The organism is Pseudomonas sp. ADAK2 TE3594 (assembly GCF_053628675.1).
The window spans coordinates 6120403-6145947 of the sequence record NZ_JBRJGV010000001.1 but is presented as its reverse complement, the minus strand read 5'-3'; the positions used below and the strand labels follow the sequence as shown (position 1 = coordinate 6145947).

Sequence of the window (25545 nt, the reverse complement as noted above, 5' to 3'; positions counted from 1 at the left end):
CCAGCGCCCGCTCCGTTGGAGCCGTCACCGTTCGCTTGCACGCGAATAGGGTGGCGGCCGTGCGCAGGTGTGCAAGACCGGGACTGTTTAGGACACCCAGCAGATCCGAGGATCTCCTGCGCGCAGCCGCCATAAAGCAGTGAACATCGAAATGCTCATTGAGAGGAATGGCAGCACGCTACCTAAACAGTTTGGTCGGACTTGCACGTCCGTGTCACCGATTATTCAGTGACAAGGCCAGACTAGCCTTGGATTCCAGCCGGAACAAGTTCACCAACACCGCTACAACTTGAAGGAAATCTCCTAGGATCTTGCTATCGGATTTTTCTGGCGCCTGTGCTGACGCCTTCGCGGGCAAGCCTCGCTCCTACGGGGGTTGTGTTGGTTCATGCGATGGTGCGTTGTCATCCGCCCTGTAGGAGCGAGGCTTGCCCGCGAAGACGGATTCACTGACGACTTAACTCAAAAGCCTCACTGCCAAGGCTTAGGCTCACCAAACAACTGCCCCTGAACCCCATACAACCCCATCTCACGAATCACCGACAACTCCCCTTCGGTCTCGACCCGCTCGGCAATCAACGGCAAATCAATGCTGTGCGCTGCCCGCTGAATCGCCTCGATGAACAGGCGCTTGTCGCTCTCCTGATCAATCGCCCGGATGTAACTGCCGTCAATCTTCAGATACGCCAACCCCAGCCGCGCCAGGTTGCCGATCATGCTGAAGCGCCCACCAAATCGTTGCAGACTCAGCGAGAACCCAAGTTCGCGCAAACGCCGCGTCAGCTGTTCCAGCACCGCCTGCTCGGGCAATTGCTCTTCGCCGATTTCCAGGGTCAATCGTTCCCCGAGATTTGAATGCTGACGCAGTATCTCGAACACCGCGTTCAGCGCCTGCGGATCCGCCAGCGTTGCCGAAGACAGGTTCAGCGCCAGTGACTCTTCATGCTCGGCCATCTGCTCAAGCACCAGTTCCAGCATCAAACGGTCCAGCCGCGCGGTCCAGCCAAAACGCTCGAGCCACGGCAGGAAACGCCCGGCGGGAATGGTCTGGTCCTGCTCATCGAGCAGGCGCGACAGCACTTTGTAATGCAGCACCACCTGCGTGTCGTGGCTGGCCACCACCGGCTGGAAGTACAGCTCGAAACGCTGCTGATTCAGCGCCTGATCCAGCAAGGTGTGCCAGGCATGGTGGTCATCGCCAACCCGGGCCGATGCACTGTGATCGAGGCACGCCCAGCTTGGTTCACCCTGACTTTCCGCCTGGGCCAACGCCTGATCCGCCAACCCGATCACTGCTTGCGGCGAGTCGCCATGGGCAAACGGCGCCAGCCCGATCGAAGCCACCGACGCCACGTCCGTGGCGCCCGTCGCATGCAGGCTCGCCAAGGCGCTGTCGAGGTTACTCGCCAGTTGCAGCGCTTCTTCGCGCACCAGCCCCGGCGCCAGCACGGCGAACTCACCGCCACGAACGCGCGTGACGAGGTTCTGGGTTTCCGGGTACTTGGCGCACTCCCGGGACAACTGCTCGCCCACCGCTTTCAACAATTCATCGGTGCGCTGACCACCCAGCCGCTGGTTCAAACCAGCCAGATCCTTGACCCGCAGCAGCAGCAAATAACCGGAACTGGCCTGCTCGGCATTGCTCACTCGCGCGTTCAATTGCATTTCGAAATAGCGCCGGTTGGCCAGGCCGGTCAGGTTGTCCTGATAGGATTCGGCCCGAAGTTTTTCACTGCGTTCGGCCTGCTCCTGAAACAGCGCCTTGAGCTTCTCGACCATCTGGTTCATCGCCTGCACCACCCGGCGCAGTTCCGGAGTACGTGGCAGTTCCGGCAGGCTGAGGAATTCGCGGCGAGCAATGGCGTGGGATTGCTTGACCATGTAATCCAGCGGCTTCAGTTGCCGGCGTAGCAACAGCGCGCCCAGCACCGCACTCACCGCACCGCAGATCAGCAACCAACCAAGGCTGCCCAACGCGCTCTGCCACAACTTGGCCAACGCGAACATCGGATGGCTGACCACCTCGACCCGCGCGGCCTGCTCCCAGCCTCGGCTGACAAGGGCGTCGCCACCGGCCGGTTCCAGGCCGATCAGTTTGACGAACCAGTCCGGCACGTTGGTGACCGCCGGGATGCCGCTGCGCTCGACAATCGTCTTGTCGTTGGCCAGATCGACCACACGGATGCTCGCGTAATAACCGCTGTCGAAGATCGAACTGACCAGCAACTCGACCATCGCCGGGTCGTCGATGTTCGGCGTCAGGGACAGCGCCAATGCCGTCGCGGCGTCCTGGGCGTGGGAGCGCAACTGGTTGACGTACTGGGTACGCGAGCTTTCCAGACTGACCATGAAGCTGCCGGTGAAGGCGACCACCAGGAACAGACAGATAGCGATCAACAGCTGTTTGAACAAAGACATCTGAGCGCGTGCTCCTAGTTAGTCGTCTCGACCGGAAAACCTTCGGCCTGCATTTTCTTCAACACATCCTGCCAGCGGGACAGGCGTTTGGTGTCTCCGACCTTTTTGTTGCCCTTGGCACCCGGCAGCCACAGCCCTTCGGCATTGAAAGAGTAGACCGGCAGCAAATCGGTTCGCTGGTTGGCGGGCTTGATCGCGTCGATCAGGCTGTCGAGCACCAAAGGCATGGCCTCGGGGCTCGAATAGTAGGTCAGGACCATGTGCGCGCGGTTCAGGCGCAAAGCCTTGACGTAGGTGATGCGCAGCTTGTCACTGGAGACACCGAGATGGCGCAGGCTGAAATACTTGGCGATAGCGTAGTCTTCGCAGTCGCCGGCGCCTTTCCACAAGGCTTCGATCGGCGTTTCCCAATAATCGACCTCGTGCCACAGGTCGATGTCTTCTTCGTAGCGCATCTGCTTGTTGAAGAACCGGTTGACCACGTTGAGCTGTTCCAGCTCGCCGACCTGCTTTTGCGTGGCCAGCAACTGCTGCCAGGCATCGATGCGCTGCCGCCCTTCACCCAATGGCCCGTACAACGCCTGCGCGCGACGGCTGATCAGCGAAAAATCCCAATCGGCATGCAGCCCGCCCAGCATGACGCCGGCCAGCAGCAGTGCGCAGCCTAGCCAGCGCAAAGTCCGAGGGATCGCGAAACGTACCGCCAATGCGAGGCATCCAGATCAGGCAGGTGGAAAGCGCTTGATGGTGAAGGTTAGCCTGCTAAAAGACAATGGCACGGTGAGATCACTGGCGACACGCTAAACTTTATAGAGCGGGTGCAATAGAAAGAGATCGCAGCCGTCGGCAGCTCCTGCGCCGAAATCCGAGCTGGCGAAGACTGCTCTATTTTGACCGTTTGACAACCCGTCAGGCAGTCACTAGTGTCCATTTGGATCCAGATTTTTCAGCCAGTCGGGGTGCGTTTGTTGTGACAAAAAAGCCCAACCCTCTCAGCAGCATCAAGGTCAACGGGCCAATTCCCGCTCATCTGGCACGCTCGGTGATCGAAGAAACCCTGCGCGCGGCCATTCTCGACGGTCGCCTGCCTTGGGGCACCGCTCTGCGCCAGCAGGAATTGGCTGACCTGTTTGGCGTGAGCCGCATGCCGGTGCGCGAGGCATTGCGCCAACTGGAGGCACAATCACTGCTCAATGTGGTCCAGCACAAGGGCGCTGTGGTGGCCCCGCTGATCAACAACGATGCGGTCGAGACCTACGCCTTGCGCTCGGTCCTGGAGTCTTTCGCTTTGCGCTTGTCCATTCCGCTGCTCGATGCCAGCGACCTGGCGCTGTCGGCCCAGTACATCGAGCAACTGGAAGCGCAAACCGATTACTCTGAAATCGGCAAGCTCAATCGGCTGTTTCACATGTCGCTTTACCACAAGGCGCCTAACCGCAAGCTCCTGGACCTGATCGAGCGGGAGCTCAATGAAGAAGAGCGCTTCCTGCGCTTTCATCTGTCGTCCATGGGGCTGGGTAAACTCACCCAAGACGACCATCGCGCACTGCTCGAGGCCGCGAGGGCCAAAGACATCGATAAAGCGACTGCCTTGCTGGAGCGTCACCTGGAAAAGGCCTCCGCCACCATGCGTCGGTATCTGGAACAACAGCCGAACCGTTGACCGCTCGCCGGTGACCTGACCGGCGTATCACTTTCTTACACATTCTCCCTCCCCATCTCCGCTCTTGCCTGGCGCGGCGAAGCCGTGTCCGCGCCCGTCGCTGCCATCAGTTCAATGGCACTGCCATTGATTTAGGCTCACTCTTGCATTTGTCGATTCAAACAGACCAAAAGAAGTCAGCGCCTGACTGTAAACCAGGCGAGTCGAAGCCATTACGCAAGGAGCGTCGCCCAGCAGGCGGGATGATCGGAGGTCCGACCGACATCCCTCCCATAAAACATCAACTTCTTAATTTCCCGTTCCCTGAAGTGCTCCGAGTGAGGCATTCACTCAACCTATTAAATTCTGATAAATACAATCGGAAGGAGCCTCTTCGCCCAAATAAAACTTACATCAGAAGTTTTAATAAACTTCCTCGCGCCCAATAAATACCCAACTTTAAATAAATAAAAAAATGCTTGCCGCCTACTTGTTTCGTGTATTAGTTTTTTATTCGCCGAACCGTTATCGATCGTTTCTGATTGCTTAAAAGGCTTAACGAGCAAGGCTTACAGAGCGACACAACGCATTCAAAGCGAACACTTAAGTAACTTAGGTATTACATGGACTTCGGTTCAGGCACCCGCTCACCTTTATAAAAAAAGCGGGGATCCTAGCCGAGAAAATCATTGATGAGGACGTTCCAATGCAACCAACCAGCGAACAACTTTTTCTGAAAAAACGCGAACTTGGCCAACACCCGGTTTTTTCCGAAATAACATCAATCAATCTATTGCGCCGTTTTATGGAAAGCCATGTTTTCGCGGTGTGGGACTTCATGTCGCTGACCAAACGCCTGCAACGGGAGTTGACCTGTGTGCACCTGCCTTGGCTACCGCCGGCGGACCCGCAGGCTGCACGCCTGATCAACGAAATCGTGCTGGGCGAGGAGTCGGATGACCGCCCCGGGGCAGGGTTTTGCAGTCACTTCGAATTGTATCTGGATGCCATGCAGGAGGTCGGCGCGGACACCCGGGCCATCAAGCGATTCATCACGCTGCAGCAGGAAGGCGTAAGCCCCCAGACCGCGCTGGACAGTGTCGAGGTCGAACCGGCGGCGGCACAGTTCGTCCGCCAGACCCTGCACACCGCCCTGCACGCCCCGGCGCACAGTGTGGCTGCCGCGTTCGTGCATGGTCGCGAGAGCGTCATTCCGCAGATGTTCCAGCGCATGCTGGATGCCTGGGGTATTGGCCTGGATCAAGCCCCGACGTTTCGTTACTACCTGCAACGGCATATTGAAGTCGATTCCGAAGACCACGGCCCGGCGGCGGAAAAACTGCTGGCGCGTCTGATCAATGGCGATCCGCAACGCGAAACCGATGTCCTCGCCGCCGCTCTCGCCGCCGTCGACAGCCGTATCGCGCTGTGGGACGGCTTGCGTCAGAGCATGGCCCAACCGGTTGCGCAGGTGACGCCATGAACGCCGTCCACTACCAATCCTTCGCTGACGCCTGGGAAAGCCGCGCCACGATCCGCACCCGACCACGGCGCCGGGTCGAAGACGATGACAAGCTGATCTTTCCCATGAGCCGCCAGCCCCTGGTGCACAGCCAGACCTTTCTCAGTCACTGTCCGCAGTTGCGCGATTTCGTGCTGGTGCAGAGCCTTTACAAGTTCATCAACGACGTCGTGATTTTCGAGACTGAGCTGGTGGACAACACCGCCCGCCGCATCGCCAAGAACAGCTTCGGCATTGAGTTCCCGTTCGCCTGCCGCTACGACGCGATGACGGTCGTGGTGGACGAGGATTACCACGCACTGGTGGCAATGGATTTCATGCAGCAGACCATCGATATGACCGGCATCGCACCGATCCCGCTGCCAATGCAGATCGAACTCAGCCGCGCGATACCGGCGACGCTGGCCCAGGCACCGGAACACCTGCTCAGCGCCGTAGAGCTGATCTGCATCGCCATTGCCGAAAACACCGTGACCCATGAAGTGGCTGCCTTCGCCCGGGACGATTCGGTCAAGGCTTCGATCAAGGGTTTGATGGCCGACCACCTTATGGACGAGGGGCGTCACGCCGGTTTCTGGACGCGGCTGGTGCAGATTTACTGGAGCACCGCCGCCGAAGAGGACCGCCATGCAATTGCGCGATTGATGCCGGGGTTCATCGCCCAGTACTTGGCGAGCGATCTGCAGCGGGCGTTCGATTTCGAGCTGATCGCCCACCTGTCCGTCGACGAATCGGTGCGCCAGTCACTGCGCGAAGACGCCAGTGCGCTGACTTATCCCATCAATCGATTTCATCCGCTGGTGGGCAATATCACGCGCTTCTTTCGCAGCAGCTCGATGCTCGCGTCCCCCTGCGTGCGCGACGCCCTGGCCGATTACCTGACTCCTTGAGGACCCGCCCATGAGACGCCTTGAAATTGCAGTGTCTGGCAGCAGCCAGGCAATGGCTGATCTGACCCTTGAACTTGAACTGCACGGCCATGCTGTCGTGCGTCTTGAATCGCCGGCCAGTCACGGTCCAGTGGATTTGTTAATCGACGACGGGACGGCGCCTTGCGCCCTCCAGGCTCGATCTCGCCTGGAGGTACGCGTGGCACTTGATGCCCTGCCAGATGAGGTGTTGCCGCAGCCGGTGGTGGTTTTTCGCGACGGTGCGCAGCGACTGTTATTGCGGCAGGTTATCGCTCCTGAGAGCTGCGGCAACGGCCAGTCCCTGCGCCTGCGCACACTGGCAGCGGTAGTCGAAAGCGGCGCACGGCTGGTCAGCCAGCTCTCTCGGGACGAGACCTGTTTCGATCACTGGCCCACGGTGGAGGTCGGCGCTGCCGACCCACTATTGCATGGGCTAGATGCACTGGAGATGCTGGCCTTCGAGCACCGCCTCAATGCGCCTGTGGTGCCGTGGCTGCTGGCCGCCGCCCAAGTGCCGGTGATGCATGGCATTGAGCAGCGCATGCTCGATGACGCGACGCAACCGGCCCTGTGGGTCGATGGTTTGCTCGTCGATTACAAGTCCTTACGCAGCCTGGCGCTGAGCTTGCAACAACCGATGCTGGAGGTGCTGCGCCATCGCGGCGCAACCGACCGCCCGGTGGTAATCGGCGTGAGCCTGCCCAAGTCGCCGCAACTGTACGCGGCGATTCTGGCGGTGCTCGGTTGCGGTGCGGTGTACCTGCCGCTGGACCCGCAGCATCCGGCGCAACGTCGGCGCTTCATCCTGGAGAGCGCCAACGCGGACCTGCTGTTGCATGACGGCGACAGCGATCTGGGCGACGTGTCGTTGCCGACGCTGGACGTCCGCCGGCTGCCTTTGCTCAAGCCCGGCCTCCCGGCCTCACTGATCCGCCGCACGGTGAACATCGACGAACCCGCCGTGGCGATCTACACCTCCGGCACCACCGGCCAGCCCAAAGGCGTGTTGCTCAGCCATCGCAACCTCAGCCATTTCTGTGCCTGGTACGCCGACCACGTGGGATTGCAGCACAGCAGTCGGGCTTTGCAGTTTTCCACGATCAATTTCGACGCGTCGCTGCTGGATATCCTGCCGGCTTTTATCCAAGGCGCGCGACTGGTGGTGCCCAGCGACGACCAGCGCCGCGATCCACAGCAATTGGTCGAGTTGATTCGCGGGCAGCAAGTGACCCACGCCTTCCTGCCGCCGGCGCTGCTGAGCGTCATGCCGCTGGAAACACCGCTGGGCCTTGAGCACTTGATTACCGGCGGCGATGTCTGCGAGCCGTTCGTGATTGAACAGCTCGCACCACAATGTCGATTCCACAATATTTATGGCCCGACCGAAACCACAGTGTTAGCCACAACACGGCAATTTTGCGTCGGTGACAGCAATCGCAACCTCGGTGTCCCCATCGCCAATGCCCAGCTGCTGATCCTGGATGAGCAACTGCAACCAGTGCCCCAAGGCACACCCGGCGAGCTGTATATCGCCGGGCCGGGCGTCGGCGTGGGTTATCTGAACGATCCGGCGTTGACCGCGGCGCGCTACCTCAACCTGACGCTGCCCGACGGGCAAAGGCTGCGAGTTTATCGCACTGGTGATATCGGCCAGTGGACCGACGGGGGGATCGAACTGAGTGGCCGTCGTGATAACCAGGTGAAGATCCGAGGCTTTCGGGTCGAGCCCGAGGAAATCGAGCAGTGCCTGCGCGAAAGCCATCTGTTTCGTCAGGTGGCGGTGGTGATCGATGAACGGCGGCGGATCCTGGCGTACCTGGTTCACCCCAGGGAGGACCGGCCCGGTACCGCCCTGCAGGCCTTGCGCGAGCATGTGCAAAACGCGCTGCCCGGCTACATGCACCCCGGCGCCTACATTGAACTGCCGCACCTGCCCTTCACCAGCAACGGCAAGGTCGATCGCCGGGCTCTGCTCGCGACATCAATACAGGCCCAAGTCGCTAGCCAGCGGCGCCAGCCGCAGACCCCGCTGCAGATGCAGTTGCGCCAGCTGTGGTCCGAGTTGCTTGAGCTGCCGGTCGAGGACATTGCCACCGACGAGAGCTTCTTCAACCTGGGCGGGCATTCGATCCTGCTGTCACAGCTGCTGCTGAGCATCCGCCAGGCGTTCGGCCGCAGTCTGTCGATCAATCGCTTCATCGAAGCGCCCACGCTGCTCACCCTTGCGAAACTGCTCGAGGGGCCCGAGCAAAGCGATGCATCGCCCCTCAGCCCCAAAGCCTTCATCGATGCCGCAGCCGAACTCAACCTCGATCCGCTGCCGATCAGCCAGTGCGGTGACGTGCATAAGGTGCTGGTGACCGGTGCCAACAGTTTTCTCGGGGTACATATCGTCGAGGCTTTGCTGGCCTGGGGCGCCACCGAGGTCGCGTGCCTGGTGCGCGAATCCGGCGGACAAAGCGCGGCCGAACGTTTCGCCCAGGCCCTGCGGGATAACCGTCTCACCCACCTGGACCTGAGCCGGGTCAGCGTTTACGCCGCCGACATCACCCAACCGCAATTGGGTTTGCCGGACGACGTTTACGCGCACATTGACCGCACCTTCGGCGCGCTGGTGCACAACGCTGCCAACGTCAATCATGTCCTCGATTACGAGTCGTTGGCGCGGGATAACGTCGAGCCGATTTTCGAGTGCCTGCGCCTGTGTGAAGGGCGCAGCAAGAAGATCTTCAACTTCGTCTCGACACTCTCGGCTTCCAGCACGATCTCCGACGATGGCCGGGTTCTGGAATTGCCCGCCGCGCAGACACCGCCGATCTACATTAAGAATGGCTACAACCTGTCCAAATGGGTCGGCGAGCGGATCCTCGAGCGGGCGCGGGAGCGTGGGGTGCGGGTCAATCTTTTTCGGCCCGGCAACATCAGTTTCAACAGCCTCACTGGCGTCTGCCAGCCCCACAAGAATCGCTTGATGTTGATGCTCAAGGGTTCGATTCAGCTCGGTCAGGTGCCGGAGTTCGCGCTGAACTTTGACCTGATGCCGGTGGATTTTCTTGCCCGTTTCATCGCCTTCCACGCCAGCCGTTACCAGGCCGAAAAAGCGGTGTTCAACCTGCACAACCCCGAGCCGCTGAGCTGGGATTGCTACGTGGCGTCATTTCGCGAGGCCGGCCGGGAGTTCGCCATGGTCAGCGTCGCTGACTGGCAGCAGCAACTGGGCCGCGTCGATAGCGATAACGCGCTATTTGGCGTGCTGGGTTTCTACCTCAACGGCTTCGAAGAAGACATCGGCGACATCTCGATGATCGGCCACGACAACGCCCAAGCGGGCGTACGGCAGATGGGCGCGCATTACCCGGAAAAATCCCCGGCGCTGCTGCGGCGCGGCTGCGACTACCTCAAAGAAATCAACTTCATCTGATTCACCCTAACCCTGCACGGAGCAAAACCATGAATACTCTGCAACCCGATACCCTGATCAAAAATCCTCACGGCTGCCACGTTGTGTCTTCGGTGGACGTACCGGCCGATGCGGCACAGGTCTGGGCGGTGGTCGGTAACTTTGCCGGCTTCGATCGGTTCATTCCGGCGCTGTCGCACATCGAGATGACGGGCGAAGGCGTGTCGTCGCTGCGCAAGAAATTCTTCAAGGACGACAACCACCTGGTGGTCGAGCAGCTCAACTCTCGGGACGACCAGGCACTGAACATGACCTGGACCCTCATCTACAACACCTTGGGCATCGGCAATTTGTGGGCGGCGATGAGGGTGGAATCCATCGGCGCAGACAAGTCGCGGGCAATCTGGACCATCATCGCCGAACCGGCTCAGGGCGGTGAGCAAGCCCTGCCGGGGTTCAAGGATTTCCTTCAGGGGTTTACCGATGATGCGATGGGGAATGTGTTGAAGCTATTTGCTTAAGGCTTCGTTCTAGCGGTGACTGATCTACCGCTATCGCGGGCAAGCCCGCTCCCACAGGGGATGTGTGTACGACACAAACCATGTGGGAGCGGGCTTGCCCGCGATTGAACGATAACGCGGTTCAACTGAACTCAATCAGATCTTGAAACTATCAACCAACTGCTTCAACCGATTGGCCTGCTGAGACAACGCATCGCAATCCTTCAATGTTTCATTGAGGTTGGCCACGCTCTGCTGGTTCAGCAGGTTGATCTGGTTGACGTCGACGTTGAGGGTTTCCACCACGGCGGTCTGCTCTTCGGTCGCTGCGGCCACCGACTGGTTCATGCCGTCGATTTCGCCGATGCGCTGGGTCACGCTGACCAGACGCAGGCCGGCCTGGTTCGCCACTTCGACACTCTGCTCGCTGGATGCCTGACTGGCATTCATCGTGGTCACCGCTTCGCGAGAACCGATCTGCAGCGAGCTGATCATCTTGTGGATCTCTTCCGCCGATTCCTGGGTGCGATGAGCAAGGTTACGCACCTCGTCCGCCACCACCGCAAAACCACGACCGGCCTCACCGGCACGGGCCGCTTCGATGGCCGCGTTGAGCGCCAGCAAATTGGTCTGCTGGGAGATGCCTTTGATCACATCGAGAATGTGCCCGATGTTGTCGGTGCTCGCGTTCAGGGTTTCGATCTGCGTGCAGGACAGGCTGATTTTCTGCGACAGCTCGGTCATGGCCAGGATGGTTTTTTCCACCACCTGACGACCGTCATCGGCCTGCTCACTCGCACCGCTGGCGTGTTGCGAAGCATCGGCGGCGTTGCGGGCGATTTCCTGGGTGGCGGCGCCCAATTGGTTGATCGCCGCGGCCACGCTGTTGGTGCGGGCGCTTTGTTCGTCGGAGCCGATGATCGAAGCGTTGGACGATGCCATCACCCGTTGCGACAGGTCATGAACCTGACGGGTCGCCGAGGACACTTCGCAAATCGACGCGTGAATACGCTCCACGAACTGGTTGAAGGAGCCGCCCAACTCGCCGAACTCATCTTTGCTTTCTACGACCAGACGACGGGTCAGGTCGCCCTCGCCCTGGGCGATGTCCTGCATCGCACGACCCATCGTGGTCAGCGGACGCATCAGCACGTTAATCAGCAGACTCAGCAGTACTGCAATGGCGGTCACAGCGATGAACATCGCGATCAGCGCCGAGGTGCGGAACTGGCTCAGTGGTGCGTAGGCCTTGGCCTTGTCGATCGACAGACCGATGTACCACTCGGCATTTGGCAAACCACTCACCGGCGTGAACGAGAGGATGCGGTCCTGCTTGTTCAGTTCTACTTCCTGATTGCCTTTCCCGATACGGACACTGGAACCCGGATAGATGTCTTTCAGGTTCTTCATCACCTGATCCTTGTCCGGGCTGACGATTACCTGACCGTCGGCGCTGACGAGGAACGCGTGACCGATACCACCGAAGTCCACCGAGTTGATGATCTTCACCAGGGTTTCCAGACTCAGGTCACCGCCAACAACGCCCAGCAGTTCGCCTTGCTTTTTCACCGGCATGGCGATGGTCACCACCAACCCGCCGACCGCTGCCATGTAAGGCGGGGTCAGCATGGTCTTGTCGGCGACCACAGCTTGCTTGTACCAAGGCCGCTGACGCGGATCGTAGCCGTCCGGCATCTTCGCGTCAGGGCGCTGGGTGAACACACCATTGGCCTGCCCGACGTAGGTGAACTGGAAGTTAGAGGTGAGGGCGGGTTGATCGACCAGTCCCGGCAGATCGGCATTGGCGCCTTGATGAGCGACGTTCTGCGCGAGGTTTTCCAGGACCAGCACGCGGCCGCTCATCCAATTCTGCACGCTGCTGGCGGTCAGCTCGCCGGCTTGCTCAACAGATGACTCGAGGTTTTGTCGGATGGTGTTTCGCTGCAGATAGTCGTTGTACAAAGTGAACAACGCAAAAGCCAGCACCACGACGCCTGAAGCGGCCAGCAGGATTTTATGGCTGAACTTGAGATTCATTTCATGGGACTTCTTATGCAAAAAGTGGGGATGCGTTCCGGGTTGCAACATTCCATGTAACCGCGCAGACGGCATTCTGGGGCCGCTCTACTTTGGTGCACGCATGTCTCACCAGTCTTGTCGGCACGAGTGGGAGAAATCTTAGGGGTTTGTACGAAACCCGTCGGATAACCGCCGAACGGCGTACTAGAGGGTCCGCGCCGCAGTGTTTAGTGAGGGGCGCATGAACGGCAGTTGCAAATTTCCCGACCCTTGATGACAATGCGACTAATTATCATTTGTGACGTTCGGGCTGTTGCGTTCATGTCCTCACCTGAGTTTGCAGTACAGGCGCTTTACAGCAGCCATCACGGTTGGCTCAACACGTGGTTGCGCGCTCGGTTGGGCAATGCGGCCGATGCGGCGGATCTGGCTCAGGACACGTTCGTCCGGCTGCTGCAAAGAACCGAACGCCTGGAGCTCAAAGCTCCCCGCGCCTTTCTGCGAACCATCGCCCGCGGCCTGGTGATCGACCACTGGCGCCGTGAGGAAATCGAGCGCGCGTACCTGGAAACCATCGCCCATTTGCCCGAGGCCGAAACCCCGAGCGCCGAGGCACGGGCATTGGTGCTCGAATTGCTGGAAAGCATCGCTCGCATGCTTGAAGGCCTGAAGCCGAAAGTGCGTCAGGCATTTCTGCTGGCCCAGTGCGAAGGACTTACCCACAAGCAGATCGCCGAACACATGGGATTATCCCTACGATCAGTGGAACGCTATGTGGCCGACGCGCTGTATCACTGTTACGTGCTGCGGTATGAAGCGTGATGCCTGTGGATAACTCAGCGCTGAATCGCCGCGGCGAGCCTCATCAGCAGGTGGTTAAACAAGCCATCCATTGGTTGCTGCGCCTGCGTAACAACGCGGCCAACTCCAGACTGCGCCAGCAATGCGACGTCTGGCGAGCAGAACACCATGAACACGAACTGGCCTGGCAACGGGTGCAGTCCCTGCAAGCCGAGTTGAGCAGTAATTTGCGCGCGGTGCCCGGGGCTCAAGTCGCTTTCAACACTTTGGAAAACAGCGCGCAGGGATTGGGTCGGCGCCAGGCATTGAAGCTGCTGTCGGGCGCGTTGCTGATGGGTTCGGCGGCGTGGCTGGGCAAGGATGCGATCGGCTGGCAACAGTGGACCGCCGACTTCGCCACCGCCACGGGCGAGCGACGCGGTTTCCAGTTACCAGATGGCACGCGCCTGGAGCTCAATACCGCCAGCGCGGTGGACCTGGACTACACCGCGCAGCAGCGCCTGATCAAACTGACTCGCGGCGAGATCGTCGTGACGTGCGGCGTGGCAAGTGAAGGGGTTTCTCTTGGTCGACCGTTGCGAGTGCAAAACCGTCACGGTGTGTTCGAAAGTGTGGCGGCGCGCTTCATCGTTCGTCAGGACGCCGGCTGCACGCGGCTCAGCGTCACCAGCGGCGTGGTCGCAATCCATTCGCCACGGGCCGCCGATGGCCTGCCGATTCAGGTGCAGGCCGGGCAGAGTTATCTGATCGATCGAAGTCACGCACAGTTGGCACCGCCTCAAGACATGGATGCCGGCGCCTGGGTCGACGGCCTGATCGTCACCCGCAACATGCGTCTCGGGGATTTCATTAATGAAGTCGGGCGTTACCGTCCCGGCTATCTGACCTGCACGGCCGACATTGCCAACTTGCGGCTGTCCGGGGTTTTCCGTCTTGAAGACACCGACAAATTGCTGGCCATCCTGCCGCAAACCCTGCCGGTGCAACTGCGCTATCGCACGCGCTGGTGGGTGACGCTGGAGCGACAGGCCTGAATTATTTTTGGCGGGTTTTCTGAACAAGTCCGGCTTAGTCAGTAAGCACTTCAACTCTGCCTTCAGCGACTTCCTACGGAAACCTACAATGACTGTGCGCGCCATCAGTAAGAACCCTCTCCATTTCGCCGCGGAATCAGGCGTCTTGCGCCACGCCATCCGCGCGGCGCTGTTCTCGACCGCATTGGGTGTCGGCCTGCTGCCGACACTTGGTGTTGCAGCCCAAGGCAGCGAAGCCAGTAGCCACCGCTACAACATCGCCGCCGGCCCCTTGAGCGATGTGCTCAACCAATTCGCGCGTCAGGCGGGCATCACGCTGTCGACGACTCCGGCGCAAACTCAGGGCCTTCAATCGCCGGGACTACAAGGCGACTATTCGGCGGATCGGGCGTTGAGTCATTTGCTCAATGGCACAGGGCTTGTGGCCGTCAGTCAGGATGGCAGCAGCTATGTGCTGCGGCCCGTTGCTGAAACCGAAGCCCTGGCGCTGCCTACCACCGACATCAAAGGCTTCGCCCTGGGCAATGCGCTGGGCAGCATGGATGGCTACAACGCAACGCACAGCCAGATCGCCACCAAGACCAGTACCGCACTGCTGGAAACCTCGCAAAGCGTGTCCGTGGTGACCCGCGATCAAATGGACGACCAAGGCTCGCAAACCGTGTCCCAGGCGATGCGCTACACACCGGGCGTGCTGACCAATCCTTACGGCGCGACCCACCGTTATGACTACGTGGCGATGCGCGGTTTCAACGACGGCTCGGTGGATAATATTTATCTCGACGGCCTCAAATCCATGGGCGACAGCGGCACCTACAGCACCATGCAGGTGGACCCGTATTTCCTGGAACGAGTCGATATCCTCAAAGGGCCGTCATCGGTGCTCTATGGTCGCAGCTCGCCGGGCGGGCTGGTGGCGTTGACCAGCAAGAAACCGTTGTATGAGCCCTATCATCAGGTTCAGGCCACGGTGGGCACTCAAGGCCAACGCGGCATGGGTTTCGACTTTAGCGGGCCGAAGGATGATGACAAGCGCATTGCCTATCGCCTGACAGGGTTGGCGGATCAGTCCGACACACAGTTCGACCACAATAAGGAAAAGCGCTTCGCCCTGGCGCCGACGGTGAGCATCGATTTCACCGAAGATACCTCGCTGACGCTACAGGCTTATCTGCAACACGATCCCGACGGCGGCTATCACGGCGGCGTCCCGGCCGATGGCACGATCCATCAGCGCAATGGCAATCGGATCTCCCCCAACTTCTTCGAGGGCGAGCCGGGCATTGATGGTTTCCAGCGTGATCAACAGTCCTTCGGTTATCAGTTCGAACACCGCTTCAACGACGTCTTCACCGCGCGGCAGAACTTTCGTTATCTCGACTCCAAGGTGAAGATCGATCAGGTTTACGCCTATGGCTGGACCACACCCACCAGTAACGAGTTGAACCGCTATTACACCGGCGGCGACGAAAAGCTCCACGCCTTTATCGTCGATAACATGCTGCAGGCCGAGTTCTTCACCGGCGCAACCAAACACACCGTGCTGATGGGCGCGGACTACCAGCGGCGCAAGACGGTGGTCGACTGGACCAGTGGCGGTCTTGCGCCGATCGATGCGTTCAATCCGGTGTACGGCAATTCGGCCATCGACTTCTATAGCCCAACCAGCTATCTGCGCCGCCTGGAACAGACCGGCGTCTACCTGCAAGACCTGATCGAGATGGATAAATGGCGCTTCTCTTTGGGCCTGCGTCAGGACTGGGTCGAAACCTCCGATGAAAATCGGCTGGCTGAAGCGGGACGCCCTGGGGGCACGGAAATCAGTGACAAACGCACCAAGCTGACCGGCCGAGCCGGGGCGTTGTATCTGTTCGATAACGGTATTGCGCCGTACATCAGCTACTCCGAGTCGTTCAACCCGAATTCCTATGCCGACAGCGCCGGCAATCCTCTGGCACCGACCGATGGCACCCAATGGGAAATGGGACTGAAGTACCAGCCGCCGGGCACCGACAACTTGTTTACGGCGTCGCTGTTCCGCATCGATCAGGAAAACCTGGCGACCAAACTGCCGCAGGAAAACTTCTATCGCGCTGTAGGCGCCGTCCGCTCCCAAGGTCTGGAACTGGAAGCGCACATGCAGCTGACCGATAACCTGAAAGTGCTCGGCAGCTACACCTTCACCGACATCGAGTATTCGAAGTCGATGATCAGTACGTTGAGCACCGCAACCGACGTAATCGAGAACAAGGGCAACTCGCCGACTCAGGCGCCACGTCATATGGCCTCGGTGTGGGCGGACTACACGTTCGACAGCGCAGCGCTTGATGGTCTGCGTCTGGGTGGCGGCGTGCGTTACGTCGGTTACAGCTGGGCCGATGCGGAAAACACCTTGAAGGTGCCGCCCTACACATTGTTCGATGCTTCTGTCGGCTATGACCTGGGCAAGGTAGGTTTGAAGGGCGTGGACGTACGTCTGAATGCGAACAACCTGACCAACGAGTCCTACGTGACCTCCTGTGCCAGCCTGAACTTCTGCTACATGGGTGAAGAGCGCAACGTCGCCGCTACCGTGAGCTACCAGTTCTAACGACTTGTTATCCAAAAAAAAAGCCAGCCCCTGAATCCAGGGGCTGGCTTTGTCGTCTCTGCAGGAAAATTCCATGCGTGCATTTCTGGTTTTACTTCATCGCTACATCGGTTTGGCGACCGCGTTGTTTCTGCTGATGGCAGGGCTTACCGGCAGCATTCTGGCGTTCAATCATGAGCTGGATGAATGGCTCAATCCGGGGTTCTATGCAGCGTCTGCCGACGGTCAGCGTTTGCCACCTGGAGCCTTGGTCGACAAGCTGCAAGCGGAGCATCCGAGACTACAAGTCTGGTACATGGAGTACCCGTCAGAACAGGGTCATACCGCATTGCTGGCTGCTGTACCGCGCAATGATCCTGCGACCGGAAAACCTTTTGCCGAGCCCAATCAGGTGTTCTATCTGGACCCGGTCAATGGCGAGCAGAAAGGGCAGCGGTTCTGGGGAGAATGCTGCTTTCAGCGGGAGAACTTCATCCCGTTCATTCTTGAGTTCCACTACAACCTGGTTCTGCCGAATAACTGGGGATTGTTGTTAATGGGACTGGTCGCAATCGCCTGGGTTGTCGATTGTTTCATCGCGCTTTGGCTGACGCTTCCACGAGGGAAACCATTCTGGAAGAAGTGGACGACGGCCTGGAAGATCAAAGGCGGGCATGCCTATCGGCTGAACTTCGACCTGCATCGGGCAGGTGGTTTGTGGCTGTGGTTATTGCTGCTGCCGATTGCGGTCAGCAGTGTCGCCATGAACCTGCCGAGCCAGGTGTTCAAGCCTGCCGTTTCACTGTTTTCGCCGGTTGAGCCGAGCGTTTACGAGGCCCGTGGACGAATGCCTGCCGAGGAGCTGGGGGTTATGCGGCTGAGTTATCAACAGGCTTATGAACGTGCGCTGCAGGAAGGGCAAAGGCTGGGGCTAACAGCTGCGATCGGGGAGTTGTATTACAGCTTTGAGTACAACTTTTATGGGGCAGGCTTTGGGCAACATGATACCGAGGCCCATGGAAAGTCCTGGCTGTTCTTTCATGGCACGGACGGGCGTTTACTGGGACAGGAAATCGCAGGCCAAGGCACCTTGGGGGAGCGTTTTTATCGGCTGCAATTGCCGATACACGGAGGGCGGATCATTGGGCTCACCGGGCAAGTGATGATCGCGTTGTTGGGGGTATTGATTGCGGTACTGTCGGTGACGGGAATCTATATCTGGTGGCGCAAGTTGCTGGCTCGAAGGAGTAGCAAGGCACGCAGGACCTGGATCTGACCCGTTCCGGATTGAAGTCTCTATAGCCCAGAAAGACAAAACCCCTGTCTGCATAAGCAGACAGGGGTTTCGGAATTCAATCTTGACGATGACCTACTCTCACATGGGGAAACCCCACACTACCATCGGCGATGCATCGTTTCACTGCTGAGTTCGGGATGGGATCAGGTGGTTCCAATGCTCTATGGTCGTCAAGAAATTCTGTGACCAGCCCGTTACAACGGTAACGTGCCAGCAAAATCGGTGACTTCTACTAAAACAAAACCCCTACCTGCATACGCAGATAGGGGTTTCGGAATTTAATCTTGACGATGACCTACTCTCACATGGGGAAACCCCACACTACCATCGGCGATGCATCGTTTCACTGCTGAGTTCGGGATGGGATCAGGTGGTTCCAATGCTCTATGGTCGTCAAGAAATTCGGTAGCCAGGTCGTTCTCCTTACGGATCACGCTCCAGCGAATGGGTATGCGATAGTTTGTGTGTTTGTTCTCGAACTTTCGGTTCGTTTCGTCTTCACACACCGCAATCTGGCCTCTTTCGAGTTCACAAATTGCTTGGGTGTTATATGGTCAAGCCTCACGGGCAATTAGTATTGGTTAGCTCAACGCCTCACAGCGCTTACACACCCAACCTATCAACGTCGTAGTCTTCGACGGCCCTTCAGGGGACTCAAGGTCCCAGTGAGATCTCATCTTGAGGCTAGTTTCCCGCTTAGATGCTTTCAGCGGTTATCTATTCCGAACATAGCTACCCGGCAATGCCACTGGCGTGACAACCGGAACACCAGAGGTTCGTCCACTCCGGTCCTCTCGTACTAGGAGCAGCCCCTCTCAAATCTCAAACGTCCACGGCAGATAGGGACCGAACTGTCTCACGACGTTCTAAACCCAGCTCGCGTACCACTTTAAATGGCGAACAGCCATACCCTTGGGACCGGCTTCAGCCCCAGGATGTGATGAGCCGACATCGAGGTGCCAAACACCGCCGTCGATATGAACTCTTGGGCGGTATCAGCCTGTTATCCCCGGAGTACCTTTTATCCGTTGAGCGATGGCCCTTCCATACAGAACCACCGGATCACTAAGACCTACTTTCGTACCTGCTCGACGTGTCTGTCTCGCAGTCAAGCGCGCTTTTGCCTTTATACTCTACGACCGATTTCCGACCGGTCTGAGCGCACCTTCGTACTCCTCCGTTACTCTTTAGGAGGAGACCGCCCCAGTCAAACTACCCACCATACACTGTCCTCGATCCGGATAACGGACCTGAGTTAGAACCTCAAAGTTGCCAGGGTGGTATTTCAAGGTTGGCTCCACGCGAACTGGCGTCCACGCTTCAAAGCCTCCCACCTATCCTACACAAGCAAATTCAAAGTCCAGTGCAAAGCTATAGTAAAGGTTCACGGGGTCTTTCCGTCTAGCCGCGGATACACTGCATCTTCACAGCGATTTCAATTTCACTGAGTCTCGGGTGGAGACAGCGCCGCCATCGTTACGCCATTCGTGCAGGTCGGAACTTACCCGACAAGGAATTTCGCTACCTTAGGACCGTTATAGTTACGGCCGCCGTTTACCGGGGCTTCGATCAAGAGCTTCGCGTTAGCTAACCCCATCAATTAACCTTCCGGCACCGGGCAGGCGTCACACCCTATACGTCCACTTTCGTGTTTGCAGAGTGCTGTGTTTTTAATAAACAGTCGCAGCGGCCTGGTATCTTCGACCGGCGTGGGCTTACGCAGTAAATGCTTCACCCTCACCGGCGCACCTTCTCCCGAAGTTACGGTGCCATTTTGCCTAGTTCCTTCACCCGAGTTCTCTCAAGCGCCTTGGTATTCTCTACCCAACCACCTGTGTCGGTTTGGGGTACGGTTCCTGGTTACCTGAAGCTTAGAAGCTTTTCTTGGAAGCATGGCATCAACCACTTCGTCACCCAGAGGGTAACTCGTCATCAGCTCTCGGCCTTAGAATCCCGGATTTACCTAAGATTCCAGCCTACCACCTTAAACTTGGACAACCAACGCCAAGCTGGCCTAGCCTTCTCCGTCCCTCCATCGCAATAACCAGAAGTACAGGAATATTAACCTGTTTTCCATCGACTACGCTTTTCAGCCTCGCCTTAGGGACCGACTAACCCTGCGTCGATTAACGTTGCGCAGGAAACCTTGGTCTTTCGGCGTGGGTGTTTTTCACACCCATTGTCGTTACTCATGTCAGCATTCGCACTTCTGATACCTCCAGCAAGCTTCTCAACTCACCTTCACAGGCTTACAGAACGCTCCTCTACCGCATCACCTAAGTGATACCCGTAGCTTCGGTGTATGGTTTGAGCCCCGTTACATCTTCCGCGCAGGCCGACTCGACTAGTGAGCTATTACGCTTTCTTTAAAGGGTGGCTGCTTCTAAGCCAACCTCCTAGCTGTCTAAGCCTTCCCACATCGTTTCCCACTTAACCATAACTTTGGGACCTTAGCTGACGGTCTGGGTTGTTTCCCTTTTCACGACGGACGTTAGCACCCGCCGTGTGTCTCCCATGCTCGGCACTTGTAGGTATTCGGAGTTTGCATCGGTTTGGTAAGTCGGGATGACCCCCTAGCCGAAACAGTGCTCTACCCCCTACAGTGATACATGAGGCGCTACCTAAATAGCTTTCGAGGAGAACCAGCTATCTCCGAGCTTGATTAGCCTTTCACTCCGATCCACAGGTCATCCGCTAACTTTTCAACGGTAGTCGGTTCGGTCCTCCAGTTAGTGTTACCCAACCTTCAACCTGCCCATGGATAGATCGCCCGGTTTCGGGTCTATTCCCAGCGACTAGACGCCCTATTAAGACTCGCTTTCGCTACGCCTCCCCTATTCGGTTAAGCTCGCCACTGAAAATAAGTCGCTGACCCATTATACAAAAGGTACGCAGTCACCCAACAAAGTGGGCTCCCACTGCTTGTACGCATACGGTTTCAGGATCTATTTCACTCCCCTCTCCGGGGTTCTTTTCGCCTTTCCCTCACGGTACTAGTTCACTATCGGTCAGTCAGTAGTATTTAGCCTTGGAGGATGGTCCCCCCATATTCAGACAAAGTTTCTCGTGCTCCGTCCTACTCGATTTCATGACCAAGAGATTTTCGCGTACAGGGCTATCACCCACTATGGCCGCACTTTCCAGAGCGTTCCGCTAATCTCAAAGTCACTTAAGGGCTAGTCCCCGTTCGCTCGCCACTACTAAGGGAATCTCGGTTGATTTCTTTTCCTCAGGGTACTTAGATGTTTCAGTTCCCCTGGTTCGCTTCTTAAGCCTATGTATTCAGCTTAAGATACCTAACTTATGTTAGGTGGGTTCCCCCATTCAGACATCTCCGGATCAAAGTCTGTTTGCCGACTCCCCGAAGCTTTTCGCAGGCTACCACGTCTTTCATCGCCTCTGACTGCCAAGGCATCCACCGTATGCGCTTCTTCACTTGACCATATAACCCCAAGCAATCTGGTTATACTGTGAAGACGACATTCGCCGAAAATTCGCGATTAAACTCACAAATTTTACCTTAGCCTGAACAACACCAGTGAAAGTGTTATCCAGTCTATCTTTCTATCACATACCCAAATTTTTAAAGAACGATCTAATCAAAGACTAGAAATCAACATTCACCATCGTCACGATGGAATGCTCATTTCTAAGCTTTCAACAAACAGAAGCAGTAGTGGTGGAGCCAAACGGGATCGAACCGTTGACCTCCTGCGTGCAAGGCAGGCGCTCTCCCAGCTGAGCTATGGCCCCGTATTTCTACAGGCGTTTCCCACACAAAATTGGTGGGTCTGGGCAGATTCGAACTGCCGACCTCACCCTTATCAGGGGTGCGCTCTAACCAACTGAGCTACAGACCCAATTTCGAGCTTTAAGGCCGACCTCACCCTGCTCTTTACCGCAAAACATGGGGTGCGCTCTAACCAACTAAGCTACAACCTGTTAGGGCTGCTTCTTATCGTCTTCTTCAATGAATCAAGCAATTCGTGTGGGAACTTATGGAGCAGCTGATGTCGTCGATTAAGGAGGTGATCCAGCCGCAGGTTCCCCTACGGCTACCTTGTTACGACTTCACCCCAGTCATGAATCACACCGTGGTAACCGTCCTCCCGAAGGTTAGACTAGCTACTTCTGGTGCAACCCACTCCCATGGTGTGACGGGCGGTGTGTACAAGGCCCGGGAACGTATTCACCGCGACATTCTGATTCGCGATTACTAGCGATTCCGACTTCACGCAGTCGAGTTGCAGACTGCGATCCGGACTACGATCGGTTTTATGGGATTAGCTCCACCTCGCGGCTTGGCAACCCTCTGTACCGACCATTGTAGCACGTGTGTAGCCCAGGCCGTAAGGGCCATGATGACTTGACGTCATCCCCACCTTCCTCCGGTTTGTCACCGGCAGTCTCCTTAGAGTGCCCACCATGACGTGCTGGTAACTAAGGACAAGGGTTGCGCTCGTTACGGGACTTAACCCAACATCTCACGACACGAGCTGACGACAGCCATGCAGCACCTGTCTCAATGTTCCCGAAGGCACCAATCCATCTCTGGAAAGTTCATTGGATGTCAAGGCCTGGTAAGGTTCTTCGCGTTGCTTCGAATTAAACCACATGCTCCACCGCTTGTGCGGGCCCCCGTCAATTCATTTGAGTTTTAACCTTGCGGCCGTACTCCCCAGGCGGTCAACTTAATGCGTTAGCTGCGCCACTAAGAGCTCAAGGCTCCCAACGGCTAGTTGACATCGTTTACGGCGTGGACTACCAGGGTATCTAATCCTGTTTGCTCCCCACGCTTTCGCACCTCAGTGTCAGTATCAGTCCAGGTGGTCGCCTTCGCCACTGGTGTTCCTTCCTATATCTACGCATTTCACCGCTACACAGGAAATTCCACCACCCTCTACCATACTCTAGCTCGTCAGTTTTGAATGCAGTTCCCAGGTTGAGCCCGGGGATTTCACATCCAACTTAACGAACCACCTACGCGCGCTTTACGCCCAGTAATTCCGATTAACGCTTGCACCCTCTGTATTACCGCGGCTGCTGGCACAGAGTTAGCCGGTGCTTATTCTGTCGGTAACGTCAAAACAATTACGTATTAGGTAACTGCCCTTCCTCCCAACTTAAAGTGCTTTACAATCCGAAGACCTTCTTCACACACGCGGCATGGCTGGATCAGGCTTTCGCCCATTGTCCAATATTCCCCACTGCTGCCTCCCGTAGGAGTCTGGACCGTGTCTCAGTTCCAGTGTGACTGATCATCCTCTCAGACCAGTTACGGATCGTCGCCTTGGTGAGCCATTACCTCACCAACTAGCTAATCCGACCTAGGCTCATCTGATAGCGCAAGGCCCGAAGGTCCCCTGCTTTCTCCCGTAGGACGTATGCGGTATTAGCGTCCGTTTCCGAGCGTTATCCCCCACTACCAGGCAGATTCCTAGGCATTACTCACCCGTCCGCCGCTCGCCACCAGGTACAAGTACCCGTGCTGCCGCTCGACTTGCATGTGTTAGGCCTGCCGCCAGCGTTCAATCTGAGCCATGATCAAACTCTTCAGTTCAAACATCTTTGGGTTTTTAAGAAACCCTAAACTTGGCTCAGCAATCGTTGGTTACATCTTTGATTTCTCGCGGAGTAACTTGTGATGCTGATAATCTTGTTGACTATCAGTCTGACTCCACAAGCACCCACACGAATTGCTTGATTCAGTTGTTAAAGAGCGGTTGGTTAAGATCTTTCGTCTCAACCGAGGCGCGCATTCTACAGCAGCCTCTGTTGCTGTCAAGCGGTTATTTTCAGAAGTTTTCAAAGTTTCCTCTGCAACTTCAACCACTTGCGCTTCCGATCTCTCGTTAGCGGGAGGCGAATTCTACAGCATTACTCGCTGCTGTCAACACCTCTTTTTCTCCGCTTTCGACCGAGATGATCGAACCGTCAATAAGGCGAAAACACACTGCCCTACCAACTCCTTCTGGCTTCGATGAACTGAAGCGTAACCGCTGCCGAAAACTGCGTAACTCTTTGTTTACCAAGGAGTTTTCCGTTTCGACTGCGCCGGAAGTGGGGCGAATTATAGACTTCCAGAATCTGCCGTCAACCTCTAATTACGCTTTTCTATCAATAACTTGCAGAACGCCGGAAAACTGCGCATTCCCCTCTATATAGGAGAGCAAAACCAGCCCTTCTATATAGAAGGAATGCTCAGAGCACTCCAGACGCCTTGAACCCAGCAACGACGCCGGCATCCAGACCCAATACCCGCTGCAGAACCTCCAGCGTGTGCTCACCCAACAAAGGAGGCGCACTGCGGTACTCCACCGGAGTCTCGGACAGGCGTATCGGGCTCGCAACCTGCGGCACCATCCCGGCCAAAGCATGAGGCAGCTCAATGGCCAACCCCCGCGCCTGAACCTGAGGATCGGCAAACATCTGAGCCAGATCATTGATCGGTCCGCATGGCACGCCTGCCTGCTCCAGCTGCGCCACCCACTCAGCAGTAGTCTTGAACACTGTCGCCTGGCGAATCAGCGGAATCAATACTGCTCGGTTAGCCACCCGCAATTTGTTGGTCGCAAAACGTGGATCATCCGCCCACTGCGGTTGACCAGCCACCTGCGCAAACTTGCGGAACTGCCCATCGTTACCCACGGTGAGGATGAAGTCGCCATCGGCTGTAGGAAAGTCCTGATAAGGCACGATATTCGGGTGAGCGTTGCCCAGGCGCTTAGGCGCAACGCCTGTAGTCAGGTAGTTCATCGCCTGATTGGCCAGACAAGCCACCTGAACATCCAGCAATGCCATGTCTATATGCTGACCGCCTCCGCCCTGATCCCGATGAGCCAAGGCCGCCAGGATCGCCACCGTTGAATAGAGCCCGGTCAAAATGTCTGTCAGCGCCACACCGACTTTCACCGGGCCTGCACCCTCATCTCCTTCGGGACGGCCAGTCAAACTCATCAGGCCGCCCAAGCCCTGGATCATGAAGTCATAGCCCGCACGCTTGGCATACGGACCAGTCTGACCGAAGCCGGTGATCGAGCAATAGATCAGCTTCGGATTAATCGCCTTGAGCGACTCATAGTCCAGTCCATAAGCTGCCAGACCACCGACCTTGAAGTTCTCAATGAGGATGTCCGACTTCGCCGCCAGCTCACGCACGAGCTGCTGCCCCTCTGGCCGCGTGAAGTCGATGGTCACTGATTGCTTGTTGCGGTTGGCGGACAAGTAATAGGCCGCCTCGCTGGTGTTCTCGCCATAGGCGTCTTTAAGGAACGGAGGCCCCCAGGCGCGCGTGTCATCGCCATTGCCCGGGCGCTCGACCTTGATGACTTCGGCGCCAAGGTCCGCCAGGATCTGCCCGGCCCAAGGCCCGGCAAGCACCCGCGATAAATCCAGTACCCGTAGATGCGAAAGCGCGCCCATGACCGTTCTC

13 protein-coding genes, 2 tRNA genes and 4 rRNA genes are annotated in these 25545 nt (G+C 57.5%); 9 read left to right on the top strand and 10 right to left on the bottom strand.

All coding sequences use genetic code 11. The features are described from left to right. Positions 1 to 471: 471 nt before the first annotated feature. Positions 472 to 2418: a cyclic di-GMP receptor LapD gene (lapD, locus tag AB7M22_RS27730; protein ID WP_454188388.1), complete on the bottom strand. Its 1947-nt coding sequence runs from the start codon at positions 2416 to 2418 to the stop codon at positions 472 to 474. 14 nt (positions 2419 to 2432) lie between these two features. Continuing rightward, a complete protein-coding gene (gene lapG, locus AB7M22_RS27725) occupies positions 2433 to 3125 on the bottom strand; it encodes a cysteine protease LapG (RefSeq protein WP_454188387.1) in 693 nt (230 codons plus the stop codon). 263 nt (positions 3126 to 3388) lie between these two features. On the opposite strand from lapG, the gene AB7M22_RS27720 reads away from it, so the two are divergent. From AB7M22_RS27720 to AB7M22_RS27700, 5 genes are all read left to right on the top strand, one after another. After that, positions 3389 to 4081 (top strand): GntR family transcriptional regulator, encoded by a 693-nt coding sequence (locus tag AB7M22_RS27720; protein ID WP_454188386.1) that lies wholly within the window; start codon positions 3389 to 3391, stop codon positions 4079 to 4081. Positions 4082 to 4766: 685 nt separating this feature from the next. Beyond that, the gene (locus AB7M22_RS27715) at positions 4767 to 5543 is read left to right on the top strand and encodes a DUF3050 domain-containing protein (RefSeq protein WP_454188385.1); all 777 of its coding nucleotides are present in this window, start codon (positions 4767 to 4769) and stop codon (positions 5541 to 5543) included. Continuing rightward, positions 5540 to 6472 carry a diiron oxygenase gene (locus AB7M22_RS27710; RefSeq protein WP_454188384.1) on the top strand — a complete coding sequence of 311 codons (933 nt, stop codon included), beginning with the start codon at positions 5540 to 5542 and terminating at the stop codon, positions 6470 to 6472. The genes AB7M22_RS27715 and AB7M22_RS27710 overlap by 4 nt, the downstream gene beginning before the upstream one ends. A gap of 10 nt (positions 6473 to 6482) precedes the next feature. Continuing rightward, a complete protein-coding gene (locus tag AB7M22_RS27705; RefSeq protein WP_454188383.1) occupies positions 6483 to 9914 on the top strand; it encodes a non-ribosomal peptide synthetase in 3432 nt (1143 codons plus the stop codon). 29 nt (positions 9915 to 9943) lie between these two features. Beyond that, positions 9944 to 10414 (top strand): SRPBCC family protein, encoded by a 471-nt coding sequence (locus tag AB7M22_RS27700; RefSeq protein WP_454188382.1) that lies wholly within the window; start codon positions 9944 to 9946, stop codon positions 10412 to 10414. A 135-nt stretch (positions 10415 to 10549) separates the two neighbouring features. On the opposite strand, the gene AB7M22_RS27695 is transcribed toward AB7M22_RS27700, so the two are convergent. After that, the gene (locus AB7M22_RS27695; protein ID WP_454188381.1) at positions 10550 to 12430 is read right to left on the bottom strand and encodes a methyl-accepting chemotaxis protein; all 1881 of its coding nucleotides are present in this window, start codon (positions 12428 to 12430) and stop codon (positions 10550 to 10552) included. A 303-nt stretch (positions 12431 to 12733) separates the two neighbouring features. Here AB7M22_RS27695 and AB7M22_RS27690 point away from each other — a divergent pair, with 303 nt between their 5' ends. The 4 genes from AB7M22_RS27690 (at position 12734) to AB7M22_RS27675 (ending at position 18092) form a co-directional block, all read left to right on the top strand. After that, positions 12734 to 13234 (top strand): sigma-70 family RNA polymerase sigma factor, encoded by a 501-nt coding sequence (locus AB7M22_RS27690; RefSeq protein WP_008005709.1) that lies wholly within the window; start codon positions 12734 to 12736, stop codon positions 13232 to 13234. Beyond that, complete coding sequence (locus tag AB7M22_RS27685; protein ID WP_454188380.1) at positions 13234 to 14247, top strand: FecR domain-containing protein; 1014 nt, start codon at positions 13234 to 13236, stop codon at positions 14245 to 14247. The genes AB7M22_RS27690 and AB7M22_RS27685 overlap by 1 nt, the downstream gene beginning before the upstream one ends. An 88-nt stretch (positions 14248 to 14335) precedes the next feature. Further along, positions 14336 to 16837, top strand: coding sequence for a TonB-dependent siderophore receptor (locus AB7M22_RS27680; protein WP_454188379.1), 2502 nt, complete (start codon positions 14336 to 14338; stop codon positions 16835 to 16837). A 73-nt stretch (positions 16838 to 16910) separates the two neighbouring features. After that, on the top strand, positions 16911 to 18092 hold the full coding sequence (locus tag AB7M22_RS27675; protein WP_454188378.1) for a PepSY-associated TM helix domain-containing protein: 1182 nt from the start codon (positions 16911 to 16913) through the stop codon (positions 18090 to 18092). A gap of 80 nt (positions 18093 to 18172) precedes the next feature. Here AB7M22_RS27675 and rrf (AB7M22_RS27670) read toward each other — a convergent pair. The 7 genes from rrf (AB7M22_RS27670) to AB7M22_RS27640 all read right to left on the bottom strand — a co-directional run bounded on the left by rrf (AB7M22_RS27670) (position 18173) and on the right by AB7M22_RS27640 (position 25535). After that, positions 18173 to 18288: ribosomal RNA gene (gene rrf / locus AB7M22_RS27670) — 5S ribosomal RNA — on the bottom strand. A 107-nt stretch (positions 18289 to 18395) separates the two neighbouring features. Next, positions 18396 to 18511, bottom strand: a 5S ribosomal RNA gene (rrf, locus tag AB7M22_RS27665). A gap of 152 nt (positions 18512 to 18663) precedes the next feature. Beyond that, a 23S ribosomal RNA gene (locus AB7M22_RS27660) occupies positions 18664 to 21555 on the bottom strand. A 235-nt stretch (positions 21556 to 21790) separates the two neighbouring features. Next, positions 21791 to 21866 (bottom strand) — tRNA-Ala (locus tag AB7M22_RS27655). A gap of 30 nt (positions 21867 to 21896) precedes the next feature. After that, positions 21897 to 21973 (bottom strand) — tRNA-Ile (locus tag AB7M22_RS27650). A gap of 161 nt (positions 21974 to 22134) precedes the next feature. Beyond that, a 16S ribosomal RNA gene (locus tag AB7M22_RS27645) occupies positions 22135 to 23673 on the bottom strand. The 16S, 23S and 5S rRNA genes sit together here with 2 tRNA genes alongside, the layout of an rRNA operon. 641 nt (positions 23674 to 24314) lie before the next feature. Next, a complete protein-coding gene (locus AB7M22_RS27640; RefSeq protein ID WP_050681404.1) occupies positions 24315 to 25535 on the bottom strand; it encodes a CaiB/BaiF CoA transferase family protein in 1221 nt (406 codons plus the stop codon). Positions 25536 to 25545: the final 10 nt, after the last annotated feature.